The 19,846-nt window shown below is 70.2% G+C and carries 23 protein-coding genes and 2 pseudogenes; 11 read left to right on the top strand and 14 right to left on the bottom strand.

Annotation, left to right across the window (positions count from 1 at the left end):
• Positions 1–10: 10 nt before the first annotated feature.
• Both AAFF41_RS47085 and AAFF41_RS47080 read right to left on the bottom strand, forming a co-directional pair.
• On the bottom strand, positions 11–550 hold the full coding sequence (locus AAFF41_RS47085) for a thioredoxin domain-containing protein (RefSeq protein WP_060897904.1): 540 nt from the start codon (positions 548–550) through the stop codon (positions 11–13).
• 212 nt (positions 551–762) lie between these two features.
• Positions 763–1,323 (bottom strand): MauE/DoxX family redox-associated membrane protein, encoded by a 561-nt coding sequence (locus AAFF41_RS47080; RefSeq protein WP_319749839.1) that lies wholly within the window; start codon positions 1,321–1,323, stop codon positions 763–765.
• 217 nt (positions 1,324–1,540) lie between these two features.
• Here AAFF41_RS47080 and AAFF41_RS47075 point away from each other — a divergent pair, with 217 nt between their 5' ends.
• From AAFF41_RS47075 to AAFF41_RS47060, 4 genes are read left to right on the top strand one after another with little or no spacing between them, the layout of a single operon-like run.
• On the top strand, positions 1,541–1,708 hold the full coding sequence (locus AAFF41_RS47075; protein WP_165853921.1) for a hypothetical protein: 168 nt from the start codon (positions 1,541–1,543) through the stop codon (positions 1,706–1,708).
• A gap of 46 nt (positions 1,709–1,754) precedes the next feature.
• The gene (locus tag AAFF41_RS47070; RefSeq protein ID WP_168499662.1) at positions 1,755–1,925 is read left to right on the top strand and encodes a hypothetical protein; all 171 of its coding nucleotides are present in this window, start codon (positions 1,755–1,757) and stop codon (positions 1,923–1,925) included.
• On the top strand, positions 1,925–3,811 hold the full coding sequence (locus AAFF41_RS47065) for an ABC transporter ATP-binding protein (protein WP_319749841.1): 1,887 nt from the start codon (positions 1,925–1,927) through the stop codon (positions 3,809–3,811). The genes AAFF41_RS47070 and AAFF41_RS47065 overlap by 1 nt, the downstream gene beginning before the upstream one ends.
• Before the next feature lie 25 nt (positions 3,812–3,836).
• Positions 3,837–4,292, top strand: a complete 456-nt coding sequence (locus tag AAFF41_RS47060; RefSeq protein ID WP_319749842.1) for a S26 family signal peptidase — start codon at positions 3,837–3,839, stop codon at positions 4,290–4,292.
• A gap of 61 nt (positions 4,293–4,353) precedes the next feature.
• Here AAFF41_RS47060 and AAFF41_RS47055 read toward each other — a convergent pair.
• Positions 4,354–4,598: pseudogene (locus AAFF41_RS47055) on the bottom strand (1,3-beta-glucanase); the annotation flags it as partial.
• Here AAFF41_RS47055 and AAFF41_RS47050 point away from each other — a divergent pair.
• Positions 4,598–4,906: pseudogene (locus AAFF41_RS47050) on the top strand (LamG domain-containing protein); the annotation flags it as partial. The pseudogenes AAFF41_RS47055 and AAFF41_RS47050 overlap by 1 nt on opposite strands.
• A 275-nt stretch (positions 4,907–5,181) precedes the next feature.
• On the opposite strand, the gene AAFF41_RS47045 reads toward AAFF41_RS47050, so the two are convergent.
• Complete coding sequence (locus tag AAFF41_RS47045) at positions 5,182–5,685, bottom strand: MarR family winged helix-turn-helix transcriptional regulator (protein WP_343325995.1); 504 nt, start codon at positions 5,683–5,685, stop codon at positions 5,182–5,184.
• Positions 5,686–5,812: 127 nt separating this feature from the next.
• Here AAFF41_RS47045 and AAFF41_RS47040 point away from each other — a divergent pair, with 127 nt between their 5' ends.
• The gene (locus AAFF41_RS47040) at positions 5,813–7,621 is read left to right on the top strand and encodes an FAD-dependent oxidoreductase (protein WP_319749844.1); all 1,809 of its coding nucleotides are present in this window, start codon (positions 5,813–5,815) and stop codon (positions 7,619–7,621) included.
• Positions 7,622–7,775: 154 nt separating this feature from the next.
• Here the strand turns inward: AAFF41_RS47040 and AAFF41_RS47035 are convergent, their stop codons facing one another.
• Positions 7,776–8,111 (bottom strand): MerR family transcriptional regulator, encoded by a 336-nt coding sequence (locus AAFF41_RS47035; RefSeq protein WP_343325994.1) that lies wholly within the window; start codon positions 8,109–8,111, stop codon positions 7,776–7,778.
• A 541-nt stretch (positions 8,112–8,652) separates the two neighbouring features.
• Between AAFF41_RS47035 and AAFF41_RS47030 the strand changes: the two genes are divergently transcribed.
• Positions 8,653–9,027, top strand: a complete 375-nt coding sequence (locus AAFF41_RS47030) for a hypothetical protein (RefSeq protein WP_319749846.1) — start codon at positions 8,653–8,655, stop codon at positions 9,025–9,027.
• Positions 9,028–9,152: 125 nt separating this feature from the next.
• On the opposite strand, the gene AAFF41_RS47025 is transcribed toward AAFF41_RS47030, so the two are convergent.
• From AAFF41_RS47025 to AAFF41_RS47005, 5 genes are all read right to left on the bottom strand, one after another.
• On the bottom strand, positions 9,153–9,482 hold the full coding sequence (locus AAFF41_RS47025) for an SCO5918 family protein (protein WP_319749848.1): 330 nt from the start codon (positions 9,480–9,482) through the stop codon (positions 9,153–9,155).
• Between the two features lie 65 nt (positions 9,483–9,547).
• Positions 9,548–9,868, bottom strand: coding sequence for a CBS domain-containing protein (locus AAFF41_RS47020; protein ID WP_319749849.1), 321 nt, complete (start codon positions 9,866–9,868; stop codon positions 9,548–9,550).
• A gap of 46 nt (positions 9,869–9,914) precedes the next feature.
• The gene (locus AAFF41_RS47015) at positions 9,915–11,477 is read right to left on the bottom strand and encodes a DEAD/DEAH box helicase (RefSeq protein WP_319749850.1); all 1,563 of its coding nucleotides are present in this window, start codon (positions 11,475–11,477) and stop codon (positions 9,915–9,917) included.
• Positions 11,478–11,909: 432 nt separating this feature from the next.
• Positions 11,910–12,113, bottom strand: coding sequence for a cold-shock protein (locus AAFF41_RS47010; protein WP_030872951.1), 204 nt, complete (start codon positions 12,111–12,113; stop codon positions 11,910–11,912).
• Between the two features lie 294 nt (positions 12,114–12,407).
• Positions 12,408–13,844: an MFS transporter gene (locus AAFF41_RS47005; protein ID WP_319749851.1), complete on the bottom strand. Its 1,437-nt coding sequence runs from the start codon at positions 13,842–13,844 to the stop codon at positions 12,408–12,410.
• Between the two features lie 97 nt (positions 13,845–13,941).
• On the opposite strand from AAFF41_RS47005, the gene AAFF41_RS47000 reads away from it, so the two are divergent.
• A complete protein-coding gene (locus AAFF41_RS47000; RefSeq protein ID WP_343325993.1) occupies positions 13,942–14,562 on the top strand; it encodes a helix-turn-helix domain-containing protein in 621 nt (206 codons plus the stop codon).
• Positions 14,563–14,608: 46 nt separating this feature from the next.
• On the opposite strand, the gene AAFF41_RS46995 is transcribed toward AAFF41_RS47000, so the two are convergent.
• Positions 14,609–15,448, bottom strand: coding sequence for an oxidoreductase (locus tag AAFF41_RS46995; protein ID WP_343325992.1), 840 nt, complete (start codon positions 15,446–15,448; stop codon positions 14,609–14,611).
• Positions 15,449–15,675: 227 nt separating this feature from the next.
• Here AAFF41_RS46995 and AAFF41_RS46990 point away from each other — a divergent pair, with 227 nt between their 5' ends.
• From AAFF41_RS46990 to AAFF41_RS46980, 3 genes are all read left to right on the top strand, one after another.
• Entirely contained in the window at positions 15,676–16,284 is a 609-nt protein-coding gene (locus AAFF41_RS46990) for a TetR/AcrR family transcriptional regulator (RefSeq protein WP_343325991.1), read from the top strand.
• A gap of 163 nt (positions 16,285–16,447) precedes the next feature.
• Complete coding sequence (locus AAFF41_RS46985; RefSeq protein WP_343325990.1) at positions 16,448–16,738, top strand: metal-binding protein; 291 nt, start codon at positions 16,448–16,450, stop codon at positions 16,736–16,738.
• Positions 16,735–17,274 carry a hypothetical protein gene (locus AAFF41_RS46980; RefSeq protein ID WP_343325989.1) on the top strand — a complete coding sequence of 180 codons (540 nt, stop codon included), beginning with the start codon at positions 16,735–16,737 and terminating at the stop codon, positions 17,272–17,274. The genes AAFF41_RS46985 and AAFF41_RS46980 overlap by 4 nt, the downstream gene beginning before the upstream one ends.
• 31 nt (positions 17,275–17,305) lie before the next feature.
• Here the strand turns inward: AAFF41_RS46980 and AAFF41_RS46975 are convergent, their stop codons facing one another.
• The 3 genes from AAFF41_RS46975 to pflA all read right to left on the bottom strand — a co-directional run bounded on the left by AAFF41_RS46975 (position 17,306) and on the right by pflA (position 19,842).
• Entirely contained in the window at positions 17,306–18,232 is a 927-nt protein-coding gene (locus tag AAFF41_RS46975) for a GlxA family transcriptional regulator (RefSeq protein WP_319749857.1), read from the bottom strand.
• Complete coding sequence (locus tag AAFF41_RS46970) at positions 18,229–18,780, bottom strand: cysteine hydrolase family protein (protein ID WP_319749858.1); 552 nt, start codon at positions 18,778–18,780, stop codon at positions 18,229–18,231. Before AAFF41_RS46970 ends, AAFF41_RS46975 begins: the two co-directional genes overlap by 4 nt.
• Before the next feature lie 333 nt (positions 18,781–19,113).
• Complete coding sequence (gene pflA / locus AAFF41_RS46960) at positions 19,114–19,842, bottom strand: pyruvate formate-lyase-activating protein (RefSeq protein WP_319749859.1); 729 nt, start codon at positions 19,840–19,842, stop codon at positions 19,114–19,116.
• Positions 19,843–19,846 lie beyond the last annotated feature (4 nt).

Raw genomic sequence — 19,846 nt, 5'->3', positions numbered from 1 at the left:
GGTGCCCGGGTCAGACCGTGGCCTTCGAGGGCGCCGGCAGGCGACCGGGGTCGAAAGCGGTGGCACTGAGGGTGCCGTCGACGGTGATCAGGCCGAAGACCGGGTACCCGGTGATGTCGAAGGCCTCGCCCAGCGGCCCGTCGCCCGGCTCGACCACGACGTGGGCGACCTCGGACAGCGCCGCCACCTGCTCGCGGGCCTCCTCGTCGGTGCCGTGCACGACGGCGAGGACGCTGCGGCCGGTCGCGCGGGCCGTGGTGCGCGCCTGCTCCACGAAGAGCGGCAGCCGCTCCTTGCAGGCCCGGCAGTCGGGCGAGAAGAAGCCCAGCATGGTCTCGCCGAGGCCCTCGCGGGTGATCCGCTCACCGGCGGTGGTGACGGCGGAGAAGCCGGGAACGGCGGAGCCGGCCGGGATGATCAGGCCGTCCGCCACCCGGTCGGCCTTCTCGTCGGCCTGGGCACGGAGTTTGCGTATGACGCCGAAGGTGAGCAGCAGGTTCAGCAGACAGAGCACGGCGATGAGGACGACGGCGGTGACCAGAAAGGGCATGGGTGACTCCGGAGTCTCGTGTCATCGTGGGGCGGGGTGTCCGCCCATCGGATCGCGGATGCGACGGCGCGACGCCGCACGGGTGTGCCGCGCGCCGTGGTGCTGCGGAGGCTGCGACGGGTACGTCGCGGTGGCCGCCACGGTGGTGCGTGAGCATCAACCACCCGGGAAATCGGAAGGGTTGTCGCCTACCGGTCGTCTACCCGGGTCGTCTACGGGGCTGATCCGCGGACGCGTCCCGAGGTGCGTGGGGCGCCGTCGTCGAACAGCGTGCCCAGCTCGTCCGTGAAGATCACGAGCAGGGCGCCCACCAGCGCGCCGAACGCCGCGATCAGCACGCCCGCCGCCTGGGTCGGCGCCGGCGTCCCCGCGAGGGCGGCGGCCAGGCCGAACGCGGCCAGGGCGAGCAGCACGGTGTTCCGCACCACGTGGCGGCGGCCGATCGGCGCGGTGGACGCGCCGAAGCAGGCGCAGGACGCCTTGGTTCCGCTGCGGAGCGAACGGACGATTCCGGTGGTGAACGCGGCGAGCAGCAGCAGGGTCAGGACGAAGCCGGGCGCGCCGCCGGGCCCCAGGGCGAGCAGCACCACCGCGGCGCACTCTCCCACGACCACGGCCACCGCCACGAGGCGGCTCAGGCGGGCCGGCACGCCCATGGAACGGGCGGATTCCTCGAAGCCGCGGAAGGCCGCGGCGCCTCGTAGTTTTCCGGTCGCGGATGCCGCGAACACGATGCCGACGAGGAGTCTGACGGCAAGCAGGGCATAGGCCACGAGCAGCTCTCACCTCCCGGGACGACTGGACCAGAGGCAATGTAGCTCCAAGTCGACATGAGCAACAGTGGTCACTTTCGCCCAGATCTCTCCGGGAGAAACTGGAAGCAATCCGTCAACTTCCGCACTCTTGCGCTCAATTGGCATCGCAACATAACTTCTGCTCCGGCCGGACCTTACCCCTGGTCCGGCCTTCACCCTACGAGGGAGGTCCGTGATGACCCGTGTGATCGGCACGATGGGCGACAAGTTGCTGGGCATGCTGCTGAAGGAGGACCGGGCCGGCGCCTGTGTCCCGGAGCACGGCACTTTCTGCAAGTGCACGAACCACGTCCGGTACGTCTTCAGCTGCAACGGCCCCTGTGTGAAGTCCGGCACCTGCTGACCCAGCCCCATCCCGTCACATCACGTCGCAGGACCAGGAGGTAGTCATGAGGCGAATGATCGGCACGATGGGCGACCGGCTGCTGCGGCTCGTACTCGACGAGCAACGCGCGGGGGCATGCGTCCCCGAGGTGGGTCAGCTCTGTTACTGCAAGGGCGGACACCAGTACCGATTCGCCTGTAACGGCGTGTGCACCAAGCGCAGCAACACCTGCTGATGACGCACTCCGACCCACCTGCCGGTTCCCCGGAGGCCGCTTCACCTCCGGGGAACCGGCTGCGGGCCCGCGCCGCATGGGCGGCGGTCGCCCTCCAGTTCCGCGCCACACCCGTCGGCGCCTCCCTGCTGTTCGGGGTGACCGTGGGAGTCGGCGTGACGCCGGCCGCCGCCGCCTGGCTCGCCAAGCTGCTCTTCGACGAACTCGGCCGCGGTGCGCACGCCGACGCGCGGCACGCCGTCAGCCTCGGCATCGCCACGGCCGCGCTCGGCGCCCTCTCCGCCGCCCTTCTTCAACTGGCCGCATATCTCGACGAGTTGGTGCGCAGACGGCTCGTCGTCGAAGTCGAACGGACCCTGTTCGCCAAGGTCGACGAGTTCCGTGGACTGCGGCGGTTCGAGGACCCTGCGTTCCACGACCGGCTGCGGCTCGCCCAGCAGGCCTCGGAGGACGCGCCGCACAACGTCACCATGTTCACCCAGGAGGCCGTGCGTTCGGTGGCCGCGCTCAGCGGCTTCACGGGCGCCCTGCTCGCCGTCTGGCCCCCGATGGTGGGCCTTTTGTTCCTGGTCGGCGCCGCCGCACTGCTGGCCCGGCTGTCGCTGGCCCGCCGCCAGGTGGTGGTCTGGGAGCTGACCTCCGCCCGGCTGCGCCGTCACCTCTTCTACCGCTCGCTGCTGACCGACCCCCGCGCCGCCAAGGAGATCCGGCTGTTCGGCCTCGGCGGCTTCCTGCACGGCCGACTGATCCGTGCGCTGAACGACGCCACCGAGGCCGAACTCGCGGTGGCCCGGCGTGGCGCCCTCGTGCAGTCGGCTTTCGCCGCGCTCAACGCCTTGGTCGCCGGGCTCGGTACGGTCGTGGTGGTCGCGGGCGCTGCCCACGGCAGATTCACGATCGGTGATGTGACGCTGTTCATCGCCGCCGCCGCGGGAGTGCAGGGGGCGTTCACCGGGATCGTGCTCCAGGCCGGATCGGCCGCGGAGGGCGTCCGGCTCTTCGGCCACTATCTCGACCTGCTCGACACCCCCGACGACCTGCCCCGGGGTGAGGCCCCCGCACCGGCCCTCACCGGACGGATCGAACTGTGCGACGTCTGGTTCCGCTACGACACCTCCGGCCCCTGGGTGCTGCGCGGGGTGAACCTGACCGTCCCGGCGGGCACCGCGATGGGCCTGGTGGGCCGCAACGGTGCCGGCAAGAGCACCCTCATCAAGCTGCTCTGCCGGTTCTACGACCCCGAACGCGGCGCGATCCTCTGGGACGGCACCGACATCCGGACCATGGACGTGGCCGAGCTGCGCCGCCGGATCGGCATCACGTTCCAGGACTACATGACGTACGACCTCTCGGCGGCCGAGAACATCGGCATCGGCGATCTGCCGTACCGCGAGGACCTGAAGCGCATCCGCGACAGCGCGCGGCTCGCCGGCATCGACGCGACCCTGCGCGGCCTCCCCGACGGGTACGAGACCCAGCTCAGCCGGGTGCACCTCGACGAGGAGGACGGCACCCCCGGCGTCACCCTTTCCGGCGGCCAGTGGCAACGGGTCGCGCTGGCCCGCTCGTTGATGCGCGGCGACGCCGATCTGCTGATCCTGGACGAGCCCAGCTCGGGCCTGGACCCGGAGGCCGAGCACGAGGTGCACCGCACCCTCGGTCGCCACCGCCTGGGACGGACCGCGCTGTTGGTCTCACACCGGCTCGGCGCGCTGCGCGAGGCCGACGCGATCGCCGTGCTGGTGGACGGCCGGATCGCCGAACTCGGCTCCCACGACGAGCTGATGGCCCTGGGCGGCGGACACTACGCCCGGCTGTTCGGCCTGCAGGCGGCGGGCTACGCCGAGCGCGGCGACCGGGGCAGACCCACGGAGGCGGCCACATGAGCCGCCCGGAAGGGAAGGCGGCCACATGACGGGGGCCGGGCGGACGACGGTGGCGTTGGCAGCGGGCGCGGGCATGCTGCTCCTGTCCGTACACGTACTGCGTTCACGCCTCGCCGTCATCAGGGTCACCGGGTCGAGCATGACCCCGGCCTTCGCGGACGGCGACCGGCTGCTGGTCCGCCGCACCACGCGCGTGCGGCGCGGCGACGCGGTGGTCTTCCGCAACCCCGTCCCGTTCGGCGACGGCGACGACGCCCTGGCCTGGCTGGTCAAGCGGGTCTCCGCCCTGCCCGGCGACGCCGTGCCGCCCGACGTACGCGAGATCGTCGGGGCCCCGGACGGCGGACTGGTGCCGCCCGGTTCCCTGATCGTCCGGGGCGACGCCGCCCGCACCCAGGACTCCCGCCACTTCGGTTACGTCCCCCAGGAGTCCCTGCTGGGCGTGGTACTCACCCGCCCGACTCCCCTCGGCCGCTCCTGAACCCACTGCTCACGGCGGCGTCCGCTCGGCGCATCCGCGGACTGCCGCGCTCCACGTGTGCCCCGCCGGGGTAGCTCGTGCCCGTCGTGCACTGCCAGTTCGAGCTGTTGACGCCGGAGCCGGCGGCTCCGTCGAAGTCGTCGAGGAAGACCTGGGACCAGCCGGTCGGGGGTGGGGGGCGGACGCGTTGGCAGGGAAGGTCGCGGCCGCCGCCGCGGCGGCCGCGAGGCCGAGGGCGCTGAACACGGCGATGAGGAAGCGCCGTAGGGAGCCGCGCCTGACAGGCGTGCCGGAGGGTTCACTCACCCGCCGGCTTCGGCACCGGCGAGGTCGAGACGATGACCTCCAGCACCGACAACGTCTCGCTCGACGGCACCGGAAAGCTGCGGATCACCCCCCGGCGCCAACCCGCGGGCAACTGGACGTCGGGCCGCATCGAGACGGACCGCTCGGACTTCCGGCCGCCCGCCGGCGGCAAACTCCGCGTCGAGGCCCGGCTCCAGATGCCGAACGTGACCGGCGCAGCCGCCAAGTACTGGCCCGGCTTCTGGTTGCTGGGTGCCCCGTACCGCGGCAACTGGTGGAACTGGCCCGGCGTCGGTGAGCTGGACATCCCCGACATCGCGCCGCGCTCCTCCGACCTCTTCCTCGCGGGAGGCTCCCAGGCGAACCACCTCCAGTCGACCATCGACCAGACCTGGTCCTCCTACTCATCGGCCGTGCAGATCCTGGGCCACGCGAACCCGCTGACCGGGCTGACGCTCGGGATCGGCTGGTGATCCCCACGCAGTGCGGAGGGGGCGGTCTCGGAGGCCCGCCGCCGGAGAGCCAGGCGTCGTCCTTCGAACCGCCCCCCTCCCCCGGCAGGAAGGGGTTCTCCGAGACCCGGTCAGCGGGCTGTGGTGCGAAGGTCGATACCGCGGCGGTGGGCGTCGGAGGCCACGACCTGGGCCGCCAACTGGGACAGCCGCTGCCGGTCGGCGTCCGGGAGCGGCGCGACGGACAGCTCGATCCGCTCCGCGAATTGCGCCGCGAGCTGTTCGATGAGCTGTCGTCCGGCGTCGGTGATGGAGACCTGGAACGCGCGGCGGTCGTTCGCACTGACGGCGCGCGTGACCAGGCCGCGACGCTGTGCGCGATCGACCAGGCCGCTGATCGAGGACTTGTCCAGGCCGAGCAGCCGACCGAGCTGGTTCATCGTCGGCTCCCGGTCCCGCAGCACCCCCAGCAGTCGCGCCTGGATGATCGACAATTCGTGCTGCCCGGCGATCTCGTCCAGGGCGTGGTGTACCAGAAACGACAGCTGGGCGAGGGCGTCCACGTCCACCGGCACGGGCTCCCCACCTGTGCGTGACGGTGCGACCGAGGGCGGTGCGTCGTTGGGAAAGGTCATACTCCGAATTCTACTTGCAAAGGTACGCGACGCGAACTACTTTAGTTCGTGCCACGTACCAACTTGGTGCGTCGCCTTCGAGCGGGCCGAACCGCTCGGACGCCTACCGCCGACGGAGAGCTGAGCCATGACGCACACCCCGGACACTGACGTGATCATCTGCGGAACGGGGGCGGCCGGATTAACTCTCGCCATCGACCTCGCCCGCCGGAATGTCGGATTTCTGCTGATCGACAAGGCGGCGCACCCGTTCATCGGCTCCCGCGGCAAGGGCATCCAGCCGCGAAGTCAAGAGGTGTTCGAGGACCTCGGCGTGATCGACCGGATCGTCGCCTCCGGGGGTGAGTACCCCGTCCAGCGTTTCCACACCGACGAGGGGCCGGTCGACAGGGCCGTCGTCGAGATGTCGGATCCGACGCCGGACGAGCCGTACCAGATCCCGCTGCTCGTCCCGCAGTTCCTCACCGAGCGCCGGCTGCGGGAACGGCTGACCGAGCTCGGCCACGCCCCGCACTACAGCCACGAACTCGTCGGCTTCGACCAGGACGCCGACGGCGTGACCGCTCGGATCGCGACCCCTGACGGCGAGCGGACCGTGCGGGCCTCGTACCTGATAGGCGCCGACGGCGGATCGAGCTTCGTCCGCAAGGCCCTCGGCGTCGGCTTCCCCGGCAAGACCCTCGGCGTCCGGGCGATCGTCGCGGACGTACTGGTCGATGGCGTCTCGTCGGACGCCTGGCACCGTTGGGGCGAGGACACGGCGGCGCAGGTGTCGATGTGCCCGCTCTACGGCACCGCCATGTTCCAGCTCCAGGCCCCGATCCCGTTCGATGTCGACATCGACCTTTCGGCCGAGGGGCTGACCTCGTTCCTCCGCGAACGCACCGGCCGGAACGACGTCGTGATCCGTTCGGTGTCCTGGGCCTCCGCGTTCGAGATGAACGCCCGGCTGGCCGACGCCTACCGGCGCGAGCGGGTGTTCCTGACCGGGGACGCGGCACACTGCCATCCGCCGACCGGCGGACAGGGCCTCAACACGAGCGTCCAGGACGCCTACAACCTCGGCTGGAAACTGGCCGCCGTACTCGACGGCGCCCCGGAATCGTTGTTGTCGACCTACGAGAAGGAGCGTCGGCCGATCGCCGAGGCTGTCCTCGGCCTCTCCGAGCGGCTGCTCGAAGCGGCCAAGAACCGAGACACCCACCGGGGCCGCGAGGTGAGCCAGCTCGATCTCGGCTACCTGGACTCACCCTTGTCGATGACCAGTCCGGACCGCGCCCACGGCGTCCTGGCCGGCGACCGCGCGCCCGACGCGCCCGTGACCGGCGCGGGCGGCCTCCCCACGCGCCTGTTCACCCTGTTCCAGGGGCCCCACTGGACCCTGCTCGGCCACGACGTCGACGATGCCCCGGCACCGGCGCCGCGCACTGGCCTGCACATCCACGTGATCGGCGGCGGGGGCGACATCCTCGACACCGGCGGCCATGTCCACAGTGCGTACGGACTGTCGTCCGGGCAGTGGGTGCTCGTCCGTCCGGACGGATACGTCGCGGCTGTGGTCGGCACGGCAGACCTCGACTCACTCGCCACCTATCTCGACACCGTCGGCATCCGCCCCGTGCCGGTGGCGCAGCCGCACCACACGGGAACGAGCGCCGACATGCCCGCACCGAGCCCTTGGGCCGCCCCCCGCACCCGACGTGAGCACCGTCGGGTCCGCAGCGCCGCCGAGCAGCGACTCGCCACCGCCCAACGCGAGCTCCATCAGCTCTCGCGCCAGGTCCAGCGCGACCTGCGCAGTGTCCGCCGGCAAGGGGAGACCACCGCGATCGTCGCCCGCTCGAACTTCGCCGAGCTCGCGGTCCAGAGCATCACCCGCTTGGCGGCCAACCTCCGTACCGACCCCAACGACCGAAGCGGCCGGAGCGACCAGTAGCTCCTCGGCGCCCCGGCACCGACGAGGCGAATGCCCCATACGGGTGATCCTCCACACGGCGCGTCAACTCCGTGCGCTGCGACCCACCACGGAGCACGACCGTGATCCCGTCGAGGAACTCACGGTGGGGCATGCGTGGTGGGGCCGTACGCGCTCAGCCCGGACTGGAAGTGTCGTTCGCGGCACGACGGTACTCGGCGTTGATGCGCTGCGCTTCTTCGAGTTGGTCCTCGAGGATGACGATGCGGCAAGCGGCCTCGACCGGGGTTCCCCTGTCGACCAGCTCGCGGGCACGGGCGGCGATCCGGAGTTGGTAGCGGGAGTACCTCCGGTGCCCACCCTCCGAGCGCAACGGAGTGATCAGGCGGGCTTCCCCGATGGCCCGGAGGAAGCCGGGAGTCGTGCCGAGCATCTCGGCGGCCCGGCCCATCGTGTACGCGGGGTAGTCGTCGTCGTCCAGGCGACCACTCAGTGGAGTATCTGCTGTCATTTCACCTCGTTGTGCAACGCGTCGAGGGGCCCCGATGCCGTACGGCACCAGGGCCCCGAAGGAAATTGAACACCATCTGTCGGCACTACCGCTCTGCCGACCTGTTGTTTCCGCTACCTGGCCCCTGTGAGGGGGCCGGAATGCGGGGTTCGCGGATGCGTGACCGGGGACCACCTTCCATTCCGGGTCTTGCGGCACCCGACCTCGTGCAAGTCGGCCGGGCGATCCCGATGGCGTCGGCTCCTTCCGTACCTCCGCTGGATCAACTCACTTGCCAGGCGGAGCGGCCGGCGGTCTCGTCGCCGTCCTACGGACAGCTCGGCTTCGAGACTTCTCAGCCACCCCGACCTGCGAACTTCTGCACTACGAGAGAAACACTAATCACGCAACAGCCCAATGTCTACTCTGTCAAACACAGATTTTAGGTTGCTCGAGGCATCGATATTCTCTGTGGAGCGGGCCATATGGGCAGGTGGCAGCGGGGGCGCGGCCGTCGACCGACTCCAGCGCGCGGATCGCGCACCGAATAGAATCGGCTTTCATGTCGAACCCTGACGAGCTGCTCGTGGATCTCTGCGCCCTGGTGGAGTCCGAGCAGAGCAATCAGATGTCATTGACCGTGGTGGTCGGCGGTGCCGTCATCACCGGGCGGCTGGCTCCCGAGGGCGTATGGAGGGAGCGCGTGTCGGAGGTCCTGAAGGACTCGGACCGCCTGGGCCCCTTCTCCGACGTCTTCTCCGCCGACCGGACAGTGGGCCGGCCCGAACCCGGCGGGGCCCCCGCACATCTGCACTTCCACCTCGCCCGGATCCTGCAGGGCAGCGTCGGAATCCCCGAGACGGGCGGTATGTATCGCGTCGCGATCAAGGACGTCAGCGCCTGGACCGTGGGCGACTTCAGTTACTCCGACCAGTGAGGCACCGTACCCGGACCGCTCCGGTCGGCCGGAAGCCGTCGGCCGGACGGTGACACGCGAGGGGGCCCTGCCGACGCGCGTCGGCAGGGCCCCCTCGCTGTCCTGGTGTCAGCTTCCGTCGGTTCTCACAGTCCCAGCGGCGCGGGGCTGCCGAGCAGCGCCGACGCGGTCTGCAACGGCGTAAGGGACCGCACGGCGGTCGCCGACTCACGGGTGACCTCATGGGTGCCTCGGCAGGTGAAGCCGAGTCGCGTCATCGCCCGGGTGACTTCCCCGCTGGTGAAGTCGCGGGGGTCCTGCCGGGTGATGACCACGCCCACTTGCTTGGCGGGGTAGTGGCGACGGCCGATGAGCACGGACTCCCCCGTGATGGGCTCCGGCTTGACGCCCTTCATGGAGGCAAGTACCCCGCTCTTGGTGAGGTCGAAGGGGAACCGGGCGATGACGCAGCGCATGATGCCTCGCAGGGAAGGGAGAAGGGAGAGGGAGGAGCCGGGCTGATGCCGAACGGTGAGCCGGATCAGAGGGAGACGGTGAGGGCGAGGGCACCCGGGGTGCGGCTGTGCGGTCCGCCGGCGCCGAGGACGTCCCGTACACGGATACGGTCCGTATAGGCGGGGCTGTCACGGACCACGGCGAGTTGGGCCCGCGTGACCGAGCCGGTGCAGTGTTCGTCCTGGTCGCAGAGGAGCAGGTACTCGACACGGGCACTGGCCATGAGGAACAGGGCCACCTCGACGGTGATGTCGTCACCGACCCGCGGTCCGGATGTGTCCAGGGCGTCGAACACGGTCGTGGGAACGGAACCGATCAGGCGTTGCTGCGTCTGAACCAGCGTCAAAGGGGTCCTCCTGGATGGGCGGATGGTGTTTCCGATCACGAAGGTTCTAGGCCGCCGCTGTGGCCGCGGACGACCGCCGCGGCGTACGGCGTGCCGCCTCGCCGGTGGATCGGCCCTCACGGGCGGATCGGCCCTCACCGGTGGATCGGCCCTGGCCGGTACGGCCGCGTCGGCCCCGGGACGGGGAAGAGGAGCCGCGCCGAGGACGTTCCACGACCGGCGCGGTGATGGTGACCGCGATCCCCGAGGGGGCCTGGGCGCCGGTGATGCGACTCAACTCGGCTTCGCCCGAGCGCACTTGGGTGGTCTGGGGAGTGATGCCGGCGGCAGTCATCAGTCGGCTCATGTCGCGTCGCTGCTGAGGCGTCACCAGGGTGACGACGCTGCCGGACTCGCCGGCGCGGGCCGTGCGGCCGCCTCGGTGCAGATAGTCCTTGGGGTCGCTGGGCGGGTCCACGTTCACGACCAGGTCGAGGTTGTCGACGTGGATCCCGCGCGCCGCGACATTGGTCGCCACCAGCACCGTCACATGCCCGGTCTTGAACTGGGCCAGGGTCCGTGTGCGTTGCGGCTGGGACTTGCCTCCGTGCAGGGCCGCGGCACGGACGCCGCTGTTCAGCAGGTGTTCGGTCAGCCGGTCCACCGCGTGCTTGGTGTCCAGGAACATGATCACCCGGCCCTCGCGTGCCGCGATCTCGGTGGTCGTCCGCTGCTTGTCCGCGCCGTGCACGTGGAGTACGTGGTGCTCCATGGTGGTGACCGCGCCCGCGGACGGGTCGACGGAGTGAACCACCGGGTCGGTCAGGTAGCGGCGGACCAGGAGGTCGACGTTGCGGTCCAAGGTGGCCGAGAACAGCATCCGCTGCCCCTCGGGGCGCACCTGGTCGAGCAGCGCGGTGACCTGGGGCATGAAGCCCATGTCGGCCATCTGGTCGGCCTCGTCGAGGACGGTGATGGCGACCTGGTCCAGACTGCATTCGCCGCGGTCGATGAGGTCCTTGAGCCGGCCCGGCGTCGCCACGACGACCTCGGCCCCGCCGCGCAGCGCGCTGGCCTGCCTGCCGATCGGCATCCCACCGACCACCGTGGCCAGACGCAGCCGCACGGAACGGGCGTAAGGAATGAGAGCGTCGGTGACCTGTTGGGCCAGCTCTCGGGTGGGTACGAGGACCAGGGCCAGCGGCAGCCGCGGCTCGGCGCGCCGACCGGCCGTACGGGCCAGCAGGGCGAGGCCGAACGCGAGGGTCTTGCCGGAGCCGGTGCGGCCACGGCCGAGTACGTCACGGCCCGCGACTGAGTTCGGCAGGGTCGCCGCCTGGATCGGGAACGGTACGGTCACGCCTGCGTGACCGAGCTCGGCCAGCAGCGGCGTCGGCAGGGCGAGATCGGCGAACGCCTCGACGGGGGGCAGCGCGGGGGTGATCGTCGTCGGCAGCGCGAACTCACCTTGCGGCGCCGTCTGTTGACGTCCGTAACCCTTCGCGCGGCTGGGCGCGCCGGAGCGGCCGGAGGGTGCGGATCCGAAGCGGCTGCCACCCCTTTGCGCACCAGAATTTCCGGCGCGGGTTCGAGTGCGAGCGAAACGATCATTTGTACGCGTGCGGTTCATGCGGAACCTTCCTTGATGTGGCACGTATCAAGGAATTCCCGCAGCGAATGAACAGCGCAGAGAATCGCAAGAACGAGCCGAAAATGATGCGGAGCCGAATCGGTCGGTCGGATCGGATCGGTCAGATCAGTCGGATCAACCGGATCGGCAGGGAATGCTCTCGTAATACGTCGGAGAAGAGAGCGGCGCGATCTCGACAGTGAGATCGGGCATTCCATGAGTGAGGCCTTGGCGGATTTACATCCGGAGCGTTGGGGTGGAGCATCCCCGGGGACCCGGTGGAGCCTTCCCCGGGGGCGGGGCCGCGGCGCCCGTGAATCATGCCGTGGGTGACATCACCACGGCCCTGACGGGGCGGCTGCGCCCCGGAAAGCGGCGAGCTGGGGCCCGCACCCCAAGGTGCGGGCCCCAGCTGCGAAGTACGTGTCAGCGTCAGGCGGGAACGATGTTCTCAGCCGTCGGGCCCTTCTGACCCTGCGCGATGTCGAAGGTCACCTTCTGGCCCTCCGACAGCTCACGGAAGCCCTGGGCGGCGATGTTCGAGTAGTGCGCGAAGACGTCCGCGCCGCCGCCGTCCTGCTCGATGAAGCCGAAGCCCTTTTCCGCATTGAACCACTTCACGGTACCGGCAGCCATATTAAATCTCCTTCGGGACGGTGTTCGGAGTCGCGCACTGTGCGCACTCCGCGTCGCCGCGATGATTATCCCGCCGGAAAATGCGCCGGAGCCGAAAAGAGCGCCACCAGCCGATGAAGCCGGTGAGGGCACTTGCAAGATTTCGGGAACCACAACTGCAACTGAGATCCACAGTAGCACGTTGCGATCGATCGTGTGCGATGAATAACCCCGCTCCGCCTGCCGATACAGGAAACCTCGCTGCACCTTCCGCCATTTTCTCACTTCACGAGCACAGATATTGGCTCAATCGGCTCACCTCGATTGCGGGGAGGCGGGGCGACTCGTGTCCTTCTTCGGCCGTGCCGCGTGGGCCACCAGGAGAAGGAACAGTCCGCAGGTGGCGACCAGGATCCAACCCGGGCGGGACGCGTGTGCGAGTCCCGTCGGGGCGGTGCCCGCGACCAGGCCGCCGGCGATGGCTATGCCGAGCGCGGAGCCGAGCTGGCGTGCGGTGGACGTGATCGCTCCGGCCACACCGGCACGGGTGGCAGGCAGTCCGCCCACCGCGGTGTTCGTGATCGGCGCGTTGGCGAAGCCGAACCCGACGCCGATCAGCAAGTAGGCCGACAAGAGCAGGGACACGCTCGTGTGCTGGTCGAGCCCGACCAGGCAGAGTCCGCCCACCGTGATGAAACCGCCGGCCAGGACAAGCGGCAACCGCGGTCCGGTACGACCTACCAGGCGGCCGGACAGCGGTGCGCAGACGGTCGCTCCGACCGCCATGGGCAAGGTCGCCACGCCGGCGGCCAGTGGTGTCCATCCTCGGGCGTGTTGCAGGTAGAGGGTGTTGAGCAGGAGCGTCACGTTCAGGGCGACGAAGACCGCCACCGCGCCCAGCACGGCACTGCTGAAGACCGGATGCCGGTAGAGCCGTAGATCCATCAGCGGTTCGCTCCGGCGGGATTCGACCGACACGAATCCGACTGCCGCCACGACAGCGATCGCGTACGCGACCAGCGCCGGAAGCGACGCCCAACCGACGCGCGGTCCTTCGATGAGGACGCCGACCGAGACGCCGATGACCACGGTCAGCAGGGCCTGCCCCGGGAGGTCGAGCCGCTGTGCCCGCGGTGCCCGGGACTCCGGCACGAACAGCGCGCTGAGCACGAGGGCGGCCACGATGACCGGCGCGTTGATCCAGAACACCGACCGCCAGCCGAAGCCCGCGATGAGGGCCCCGCCCGTCACAGGCCCGGCGGCCATGCTGAGCCCGAAGACCGACGCCCAGACACCGATCGCCTGCGCCCGCTCCCTCGGGTCGGGCATCGCGTTGACCACGATCGCGAGAGCCACGGGACTGAGCATCGAGGCGCCGACCCCCTGGACGGCGCGGGCCGCGATCAACACGCCCACCGAAGGAGCGATCGCACAGACCAGCGAGGCCGCACCGAACACGACCAGGCCGACCTGGAACACCCGTCGGCGTCCGAACCGGTCCGCCAGCGCGCCGGAGGAGATCAGGAGACTGGCCAGGACGAGCGTGTACGCGTCCACGGTCCATTCGAGGCTGCGGGTCCCGATGCCCAGACCGTGCCCGATCGCCGGCAGTCCGACATTGACGATGGTGGTGTCCAGGCCCACCAGGAACATGCTCAGACAGCAGACGGCCAGCACCGTCCAGCGTCTGCGTGCGCTCAGAACGGGCTGGATGGGGTCAAGTGGCTGAAGGGGATGGGTGGTCGCGGTCACCTGGTACCTCTCACGTCCGGAAGGGGCTGCCCGGCAAGGCTCAGGCCGGACCGCACCCGCCGCCCACCAAATTTGCGAAGGCTGCAAACTGGACCCCATGGACGCGGAGCTGGAACAGATCATCGACGGCATCGGCCCCCGGCTGCGCACGCTGCGCCGGGACCGCGGGCTCACGCTCCAGGCGCTCGCGGCGACGACCGGAATGTCGGTGAGCACGCTGTCGCGTCTCGAGTCGGGCAAGCGGCGCCCGACTCTGGAGTTGCTCATCCCGCTCGCGCGTACGCACCGCGTCGCACTCGACCAGCTGGTGGCCGCGCCGGCCACCGGTGATCCTCGGGTGCATCTCAAGCCCTTGCGCAAGGGGCACGGCAGCGTCCTTGTGCCTCTGACGCAGTACCCGGGTCGGGTACAGGTGTTCAAGCAGGTACTGGCTCCGCGCGAGCCGGTGTTGGTGACCCATGACGGTTACGAGTGGCTCTACGTCCTCGCGGGCGAACTACGCCTCATCCTCGGAGAGCAGGACTGCACGCTCCACCCGGGCGAAGTGGCCGAGTTCGACACGAGAGAACCGCACTGGTTCGGTCCGGCGAACACCAGCGCCGTCGAGATCCTGCACCTGTTCGGACCGCGAGGCGATCAAGCCGTGGTCCGCGCGAAACCCTCCGCATCCGGTTCCGACCGGGCGACCGAGACCACCCCGCCGTCAACAACGTCATGAGTCACAGCACCCGGTCCGTTGGGCGTACTCCGATCCGCTGTCGCCATCACGCGCCCGCGGGGAAGTCCGCCGAGCGGCTGATGTCGGCCCACCGCTCGGCTTCGGCGGCACGGGTACGGGAGGCGTTGGCGGCCATCTCGACGGCTCCGGCGCCGAGCAGCAGGCGCAGCGGCGGTTCGTCGAGCCCCACGAGGTCGGTGATGATCCTGGCTGCCCGGGCCGGGTCTCCGGGCCAGGTGGCGGCGGTCTGTTCGCGGTAGCGGTTCATCGCGCCAACGGTCTCTTCGTAGGCGGGACTTACGGGCAGGGCGGTCATGGACGAGCCGCCCCAGTCGGTGCGGAAGCCACCGGGCTCGATGATGGTGACCTTGATACCGAGGGGCCCGACCTCGGCGTTGAGGACTTCGGAGAAGCCTTCGACCGCGAACTTCGCGGTCTGATAAGCGCTCAGGCCCGGTGATCCGCCCACGCGTCCGCCGATGGAGGAGAACTGGAGGAAGTGGCCGGATCCCTGGCGGCGGAGTACGGGCAGGGCAGCCTTGGTGACATTGACGACGCCGAACAGGTTCGTCTCGATCTGGGCCCGGAAGTCCTCCTCCGGTATGTCCTCGATGGCGGCGCTGTTGGCGTATCCGGCGTTGTTCACGACGACGTCGAGCCTGCCGAAGGCGTCCAGGGCCAGTTGCACGGCGGCGCGGGCGGCCGCCGGGTCGGTGACGTCGAGGGCGACGGCGCGGACCCGGTCGCCGTGGCGCTCGACGAGGTCCTTGAGCTGTTCGGGGCGGCGGGCAGTGGCCACGACACGGTGGCCGTTTTCGAGGACGTGGCGGGCGAGTGCCCTGCCGAAGCCGCGGGAGCTGCCGGTGATGAGCCAGGTCTTGGTCATGAGGTGTCTTCGCTTCCGGGAGGGAGCCGGCTGAGGGGTGGGTGGTGCGCGGGGGCCGCGGTGCGCATGCGCCCCGGTCGAGGACCGGGAGGCCGGGTACCGCAGGGCTGGTGTCCGCGGGACTGGTACCCGCGGGACTGGACCCTCGCTAACTAAACAGTCATTTATATAGTGCGGCCGGCCGTGCGGCGTGTCAAATGAACAGTTAGTTGCACTACGCTGGGGTCATGCCCCAGCACCAGCCCCCGGCCCGCCCCCGGGACTCCGAGGCCTCCAAGGCCCGCCTGCTCAAAGCCGCGACGGACGAGTTCGCGGCCCGCGGTATCGCCGGTGCGCGAGTGGACCGCATAGGCGCCGCGGCAAAGGTGAACAAGGCTCTCATCTACACGTATTTCGGCAACAAGGAGCAGTTGTTCGACGCCGTCATGGATGCGCATGTCGCCCGCGTCCTCGACGAGGTCCCCTTCACGCCCGAGGACCTGCCGGGCTACGCGGGCCGCCTGTTCGACTTCCTCCTCGCCAACCCGCACCAGCTCCGGCTGGCCACCTGGCACCGCCTCGAACGCTCGGGTACCGACCACGAGCCGCAAGGGCTGGGAACCTCCATGCGGCAGAAGACCGCCGCGATCACCCAGGCGCAGACCGACGGCCTGCTGACCACGGCCTTCACCCCTGAAGACCTGCTCGTCTTCACCCTCGCCCTCGCCAACGCATGGATGCCCACCAGCCCCATGGCCAACGACCAGACGGCCGAGCAGACCCGGCAGCACCGCGCCGCGGTCGTCGAGGCCGTCCGCCGCCTCGTCGCGGGAACCCCGACACCCCAGGCTCCTTAGGAAACGCGGAGGCCGAAGGATCCGCCGTCGGCGTGGACGGCGGTCGCCGTCAACGCCGTCTGCACAACGTGACGTCCGGATCCCGCCGGGCACGGCGATCCACACGCGGCAAGGTTGGAGGGCGACACCACTGGTGACCTCGGACAGGAAGGGATCCGGATCGATGACGCCCGCCGCGCTCCGCACGTACACACTGCTCGGCCCGGACGGGCAGCTCTGCCGGAGCGGCACGCCGGGCACGCTCGGCGGACACCGGCGCGGGCGCCTCTACGGGCGTCTCGACTGCCCTTCCGCCCTCCGGGCCATCGCCCGCGGCCACTACGTCCAGCACCGCGTGTTCTTTCCGGACGAGGCCACCGCGATCGCGGCCGGGCACCGGCCCTGCGCGGTCTGCCTGTCCGACGAGTACGCCCGCTGGAGAACGCCCCGGGAAAGCAGCGGCGCCCCGTCATGAGCGTCCGCGCCGAGCGGGAACGGTCCCGCTCACCCCTGATCGGTGCCGCCGAACTGGTCGAGTTCGGCGACCTGTCCGCGACCACACCGCACACGGAGGCCGAACTCGCGGCTCTCATCGGCCTGTTGACCGTTGCGAAGTCACGGATCGAGACCGTGGCCATCGACCACAGCCGCGATGCGGATTCCCTGGCGGCTGCCGAAGCCTTCGCCGTCGCGTGGGAGGCGCGGGGCAAAGGGGTCCTCGCGTCGGTGGACTGGCCCGAGGCCGCCGCATCCTGGCTGCGCCCCGCCAGAAGGCTGACGGTCGAGGCACCCGACGCCTGGGTCATGGCCGCGGCCCCGCTCGGCTTCGCCCAACTCGCCCGCCGTCTGCGCCACTCCACCGACTGGGACCCGGCGCGCACCTTCGCCTTCGCCTCTCTGCGGGACTCCCGCCTCCCCGCGCTCACAGGCCCGGACACCCTGCACGGCCTGCGCGGGGCGACCGCCGACGGCGCTACCTGGCACGTCCGCCACCGCTGGGTCATGTCCTAGGTCGTGAGCGGCCGTGCCAAGCCGGAACGGCTCACCCCGTCGCCTCGGAAGGCGCTCGGGAACGCAGCCGGCGGAGCATCCGAACGTCCTGGAAGCCCACCTCGCGGGCCGCGGCTTCCACCGTTGCGCCGTGGCCGATCAGGTGCTCCGCGCGTTCCACTCTCAGGGTCTGCTGGTAGCGCAGCGGCGTCAGGCCGCCTGTGGCGCGGTGAAACATCCGGGTCAGCGTGCGTTCGCTGACGCCGACGCTGGCGGCCACGTACGCCAGCGGCAGTGGTTCGGCGAATCGCGCGTCGATGAGGTCCTGAGCGCGGTGGACGGCGTCGTCGAGGTGGGACCGGTGCCGGAGCATGGCGCTGGCCTGCGGCTCGTGGCCGTTGCGTCGGGCGTAGACGACCATGTCCCGCGCCACCTGGGCGGCGAGTGCGGGACCGTGGCGGACGGCCAGCAGGTGCAGCGCCAGGTCGATGCCGCTGGCGATGCCGGCCGACGTCACCACGCGGTCGTCGGTGGTGAACAGCACGTCCCGCACCACGATCGCCCGGGGGTGGCGGGCCGCCAGCTCGTCCTGGAGGTGGTGGTGCGTGGTGCACCTGCGCCCGTCCAGCAGCCCAGCACGGCCGAGGGCCTCGGCCCCGGCACACACACTGGCGACAGCGCCCCCGGCACTGTGGTGGGCGCGCAGCCGCTCCAGCAAGGACCGGCTCAGCTCGGGGCCGCCGCGCAGCGTGGACGCCCTCCACCCCGGCACCACCACCAGGTCGTCGGCGCTCAGCTCCGGCCACTGGGTGCGGGCGGCCAGCGGCAGGCCCTGGGCGCTGCACACCTCTTCCTGGTCGGCGACGTAGCTCAACTGGTAGGGCTGTCCGAAGTCCCCCGCCATGCTGAAGACCTGGGCCGGTCCGGCGAGGTCGAGCAGGTGGACGCCGGGTACGAGGACGAAGACGACATGGCTCACGCCTCGGATGCTCCCAGCTCCGCCTCCCGTTCGGCCACCGTGGAGATCCGGGCGAACCGGTCGCGCAGGACGGCCTCCGTGCGCTCGATGATCGCGTCGGCGCTCAGGTCGCCGATCGGATTGGTGGTGGTGGCGTCGGTGACGAAGACCATCCGGTATCCGAGGTCGCTGCCCACCCGGGTGGTGGTTTCCACGCACTGCTCGGTACGGATTCCGCAGACCGTCAGCTCGCGCACTCCCGCCTCGGTGAGCAGTTGTTGCAGAGAGGTGGTGGTGAAGGCGTTGTGGGAGGTCTTGTGCAGGACCGGCTCACCGGACTGCGGCTGCTCCAGTTCGTCCAGCAGGCGGACGTGCCCCTGGGCCGGGTCGAAGACGCCGCCGCTGCCGGGCTCGGTGTGGAGGACCCAGACGACCAGATCGCCGTTGGCGCGGGCGAGTCGCACCAGCCGGTTGACCGGTTCCGCGATCTTCGGATTGGCGATCTCCTCCCACAGCGGGCGGGCTCGGAAGGATTCCTGGACATCGATCACGATCAGCGCTCGGTTCATGCCTCCCATTCTGACCTGGCCGGATACCGGATCCGCAGGCCTGATCCAGGCCGGCACCGGAACGATCCGGTCAGCGGTGTGAGGACTTGGTGCGAGGGGTCGGTGCGTGGGATCGGTACGTGGGATCGCGGAAAACGAGACGCGGCGTTCTGCCGTCTCTGGCAGGCCGGCGCGTCGGACCGACACCGAGGTCGGGCCCATGACCGACGAGGAGTACTTCCGGGAGCCGGTGCCGGCTGCTGGTCGGTCCGGCGGCGTACGGGCGGGCCCGGGCCGCGCGCGACCCTACTGGCCGGCACCGGAGGCTGGGGGCGCACCGCCACGCCCCGCCCGTCAGTACGCGGCGAGCCCGCACTCCCTGAACTGTTCTCGCACGCGCTCGGCCAGCCCCGGTGCGGGAACCGGGGTGTCGCGCAGTGGGAAGGGGATCCCCAGGGCCTCGTACTTCGAGGCGCCCAGCTTGTGGAAGGGCAGGACGTCCACCCGGTCGACGTTGCCGAGGCCCGCGACGAATCGGGCGAGGCCGGCGACGGCCTCCGGGGCGTCCGTCCAACCGGGGACGAGGACGTAGCGGATCCAGGTGGGGATGCCGAGGCGGTCCAGGCGGGTGGCGAAGTTGAGCGTGGGCGCCAGTTCTCCGCCGGTCAGTCGCCGGTACGCAGGGACGTCGAATGACTTGATGTCCAGGAGCACGAGGTCGGTGTCGCCGAGGAGTTCGTCGGTGGCCCGGGCTCCGAGGAAGCCGGAGGTGTCGAGGGCGGTGTGCAGGCCGGCCTCCTTGCAGCGGCGCAGGATTTCGGCTGTGAACACGGGCTGGAGCAGGGGTTCACCGCCCGTGACCGTCACCCCTCCGCCGGCCGTGGTGACGAAGGTCCGGTATTTCTCGATCTCGGCCATCACCGCCTCGACCGTGGCCTCCTTCCCGTCCCTCATGTGCCAGGTGTCGGGGTTGGCGCAGTAGAGGCAGCGGAGCGGGCAGCCGCTGACGAAAAGGACGAACCGGGTCCCGGGGCCGTCCACGCCGGTGGACAGGTCCCAGGAGTGGATCCGGCCGGTCGCCATGGCC

The organism is Streptomyces mirabilis (assembly GCF_039503195.1).
Lineage (GTDB): Bacteria > Actinomycetota > Actinomycetes > Streptomycetales > Streptomycetaceae > Streptomyces > Streptomyces mirabilis_D.
Note: the sequence above shows the minus strand (reverse complement) of the source record. Positions and strands in the feature narration are given on the sequence as shown.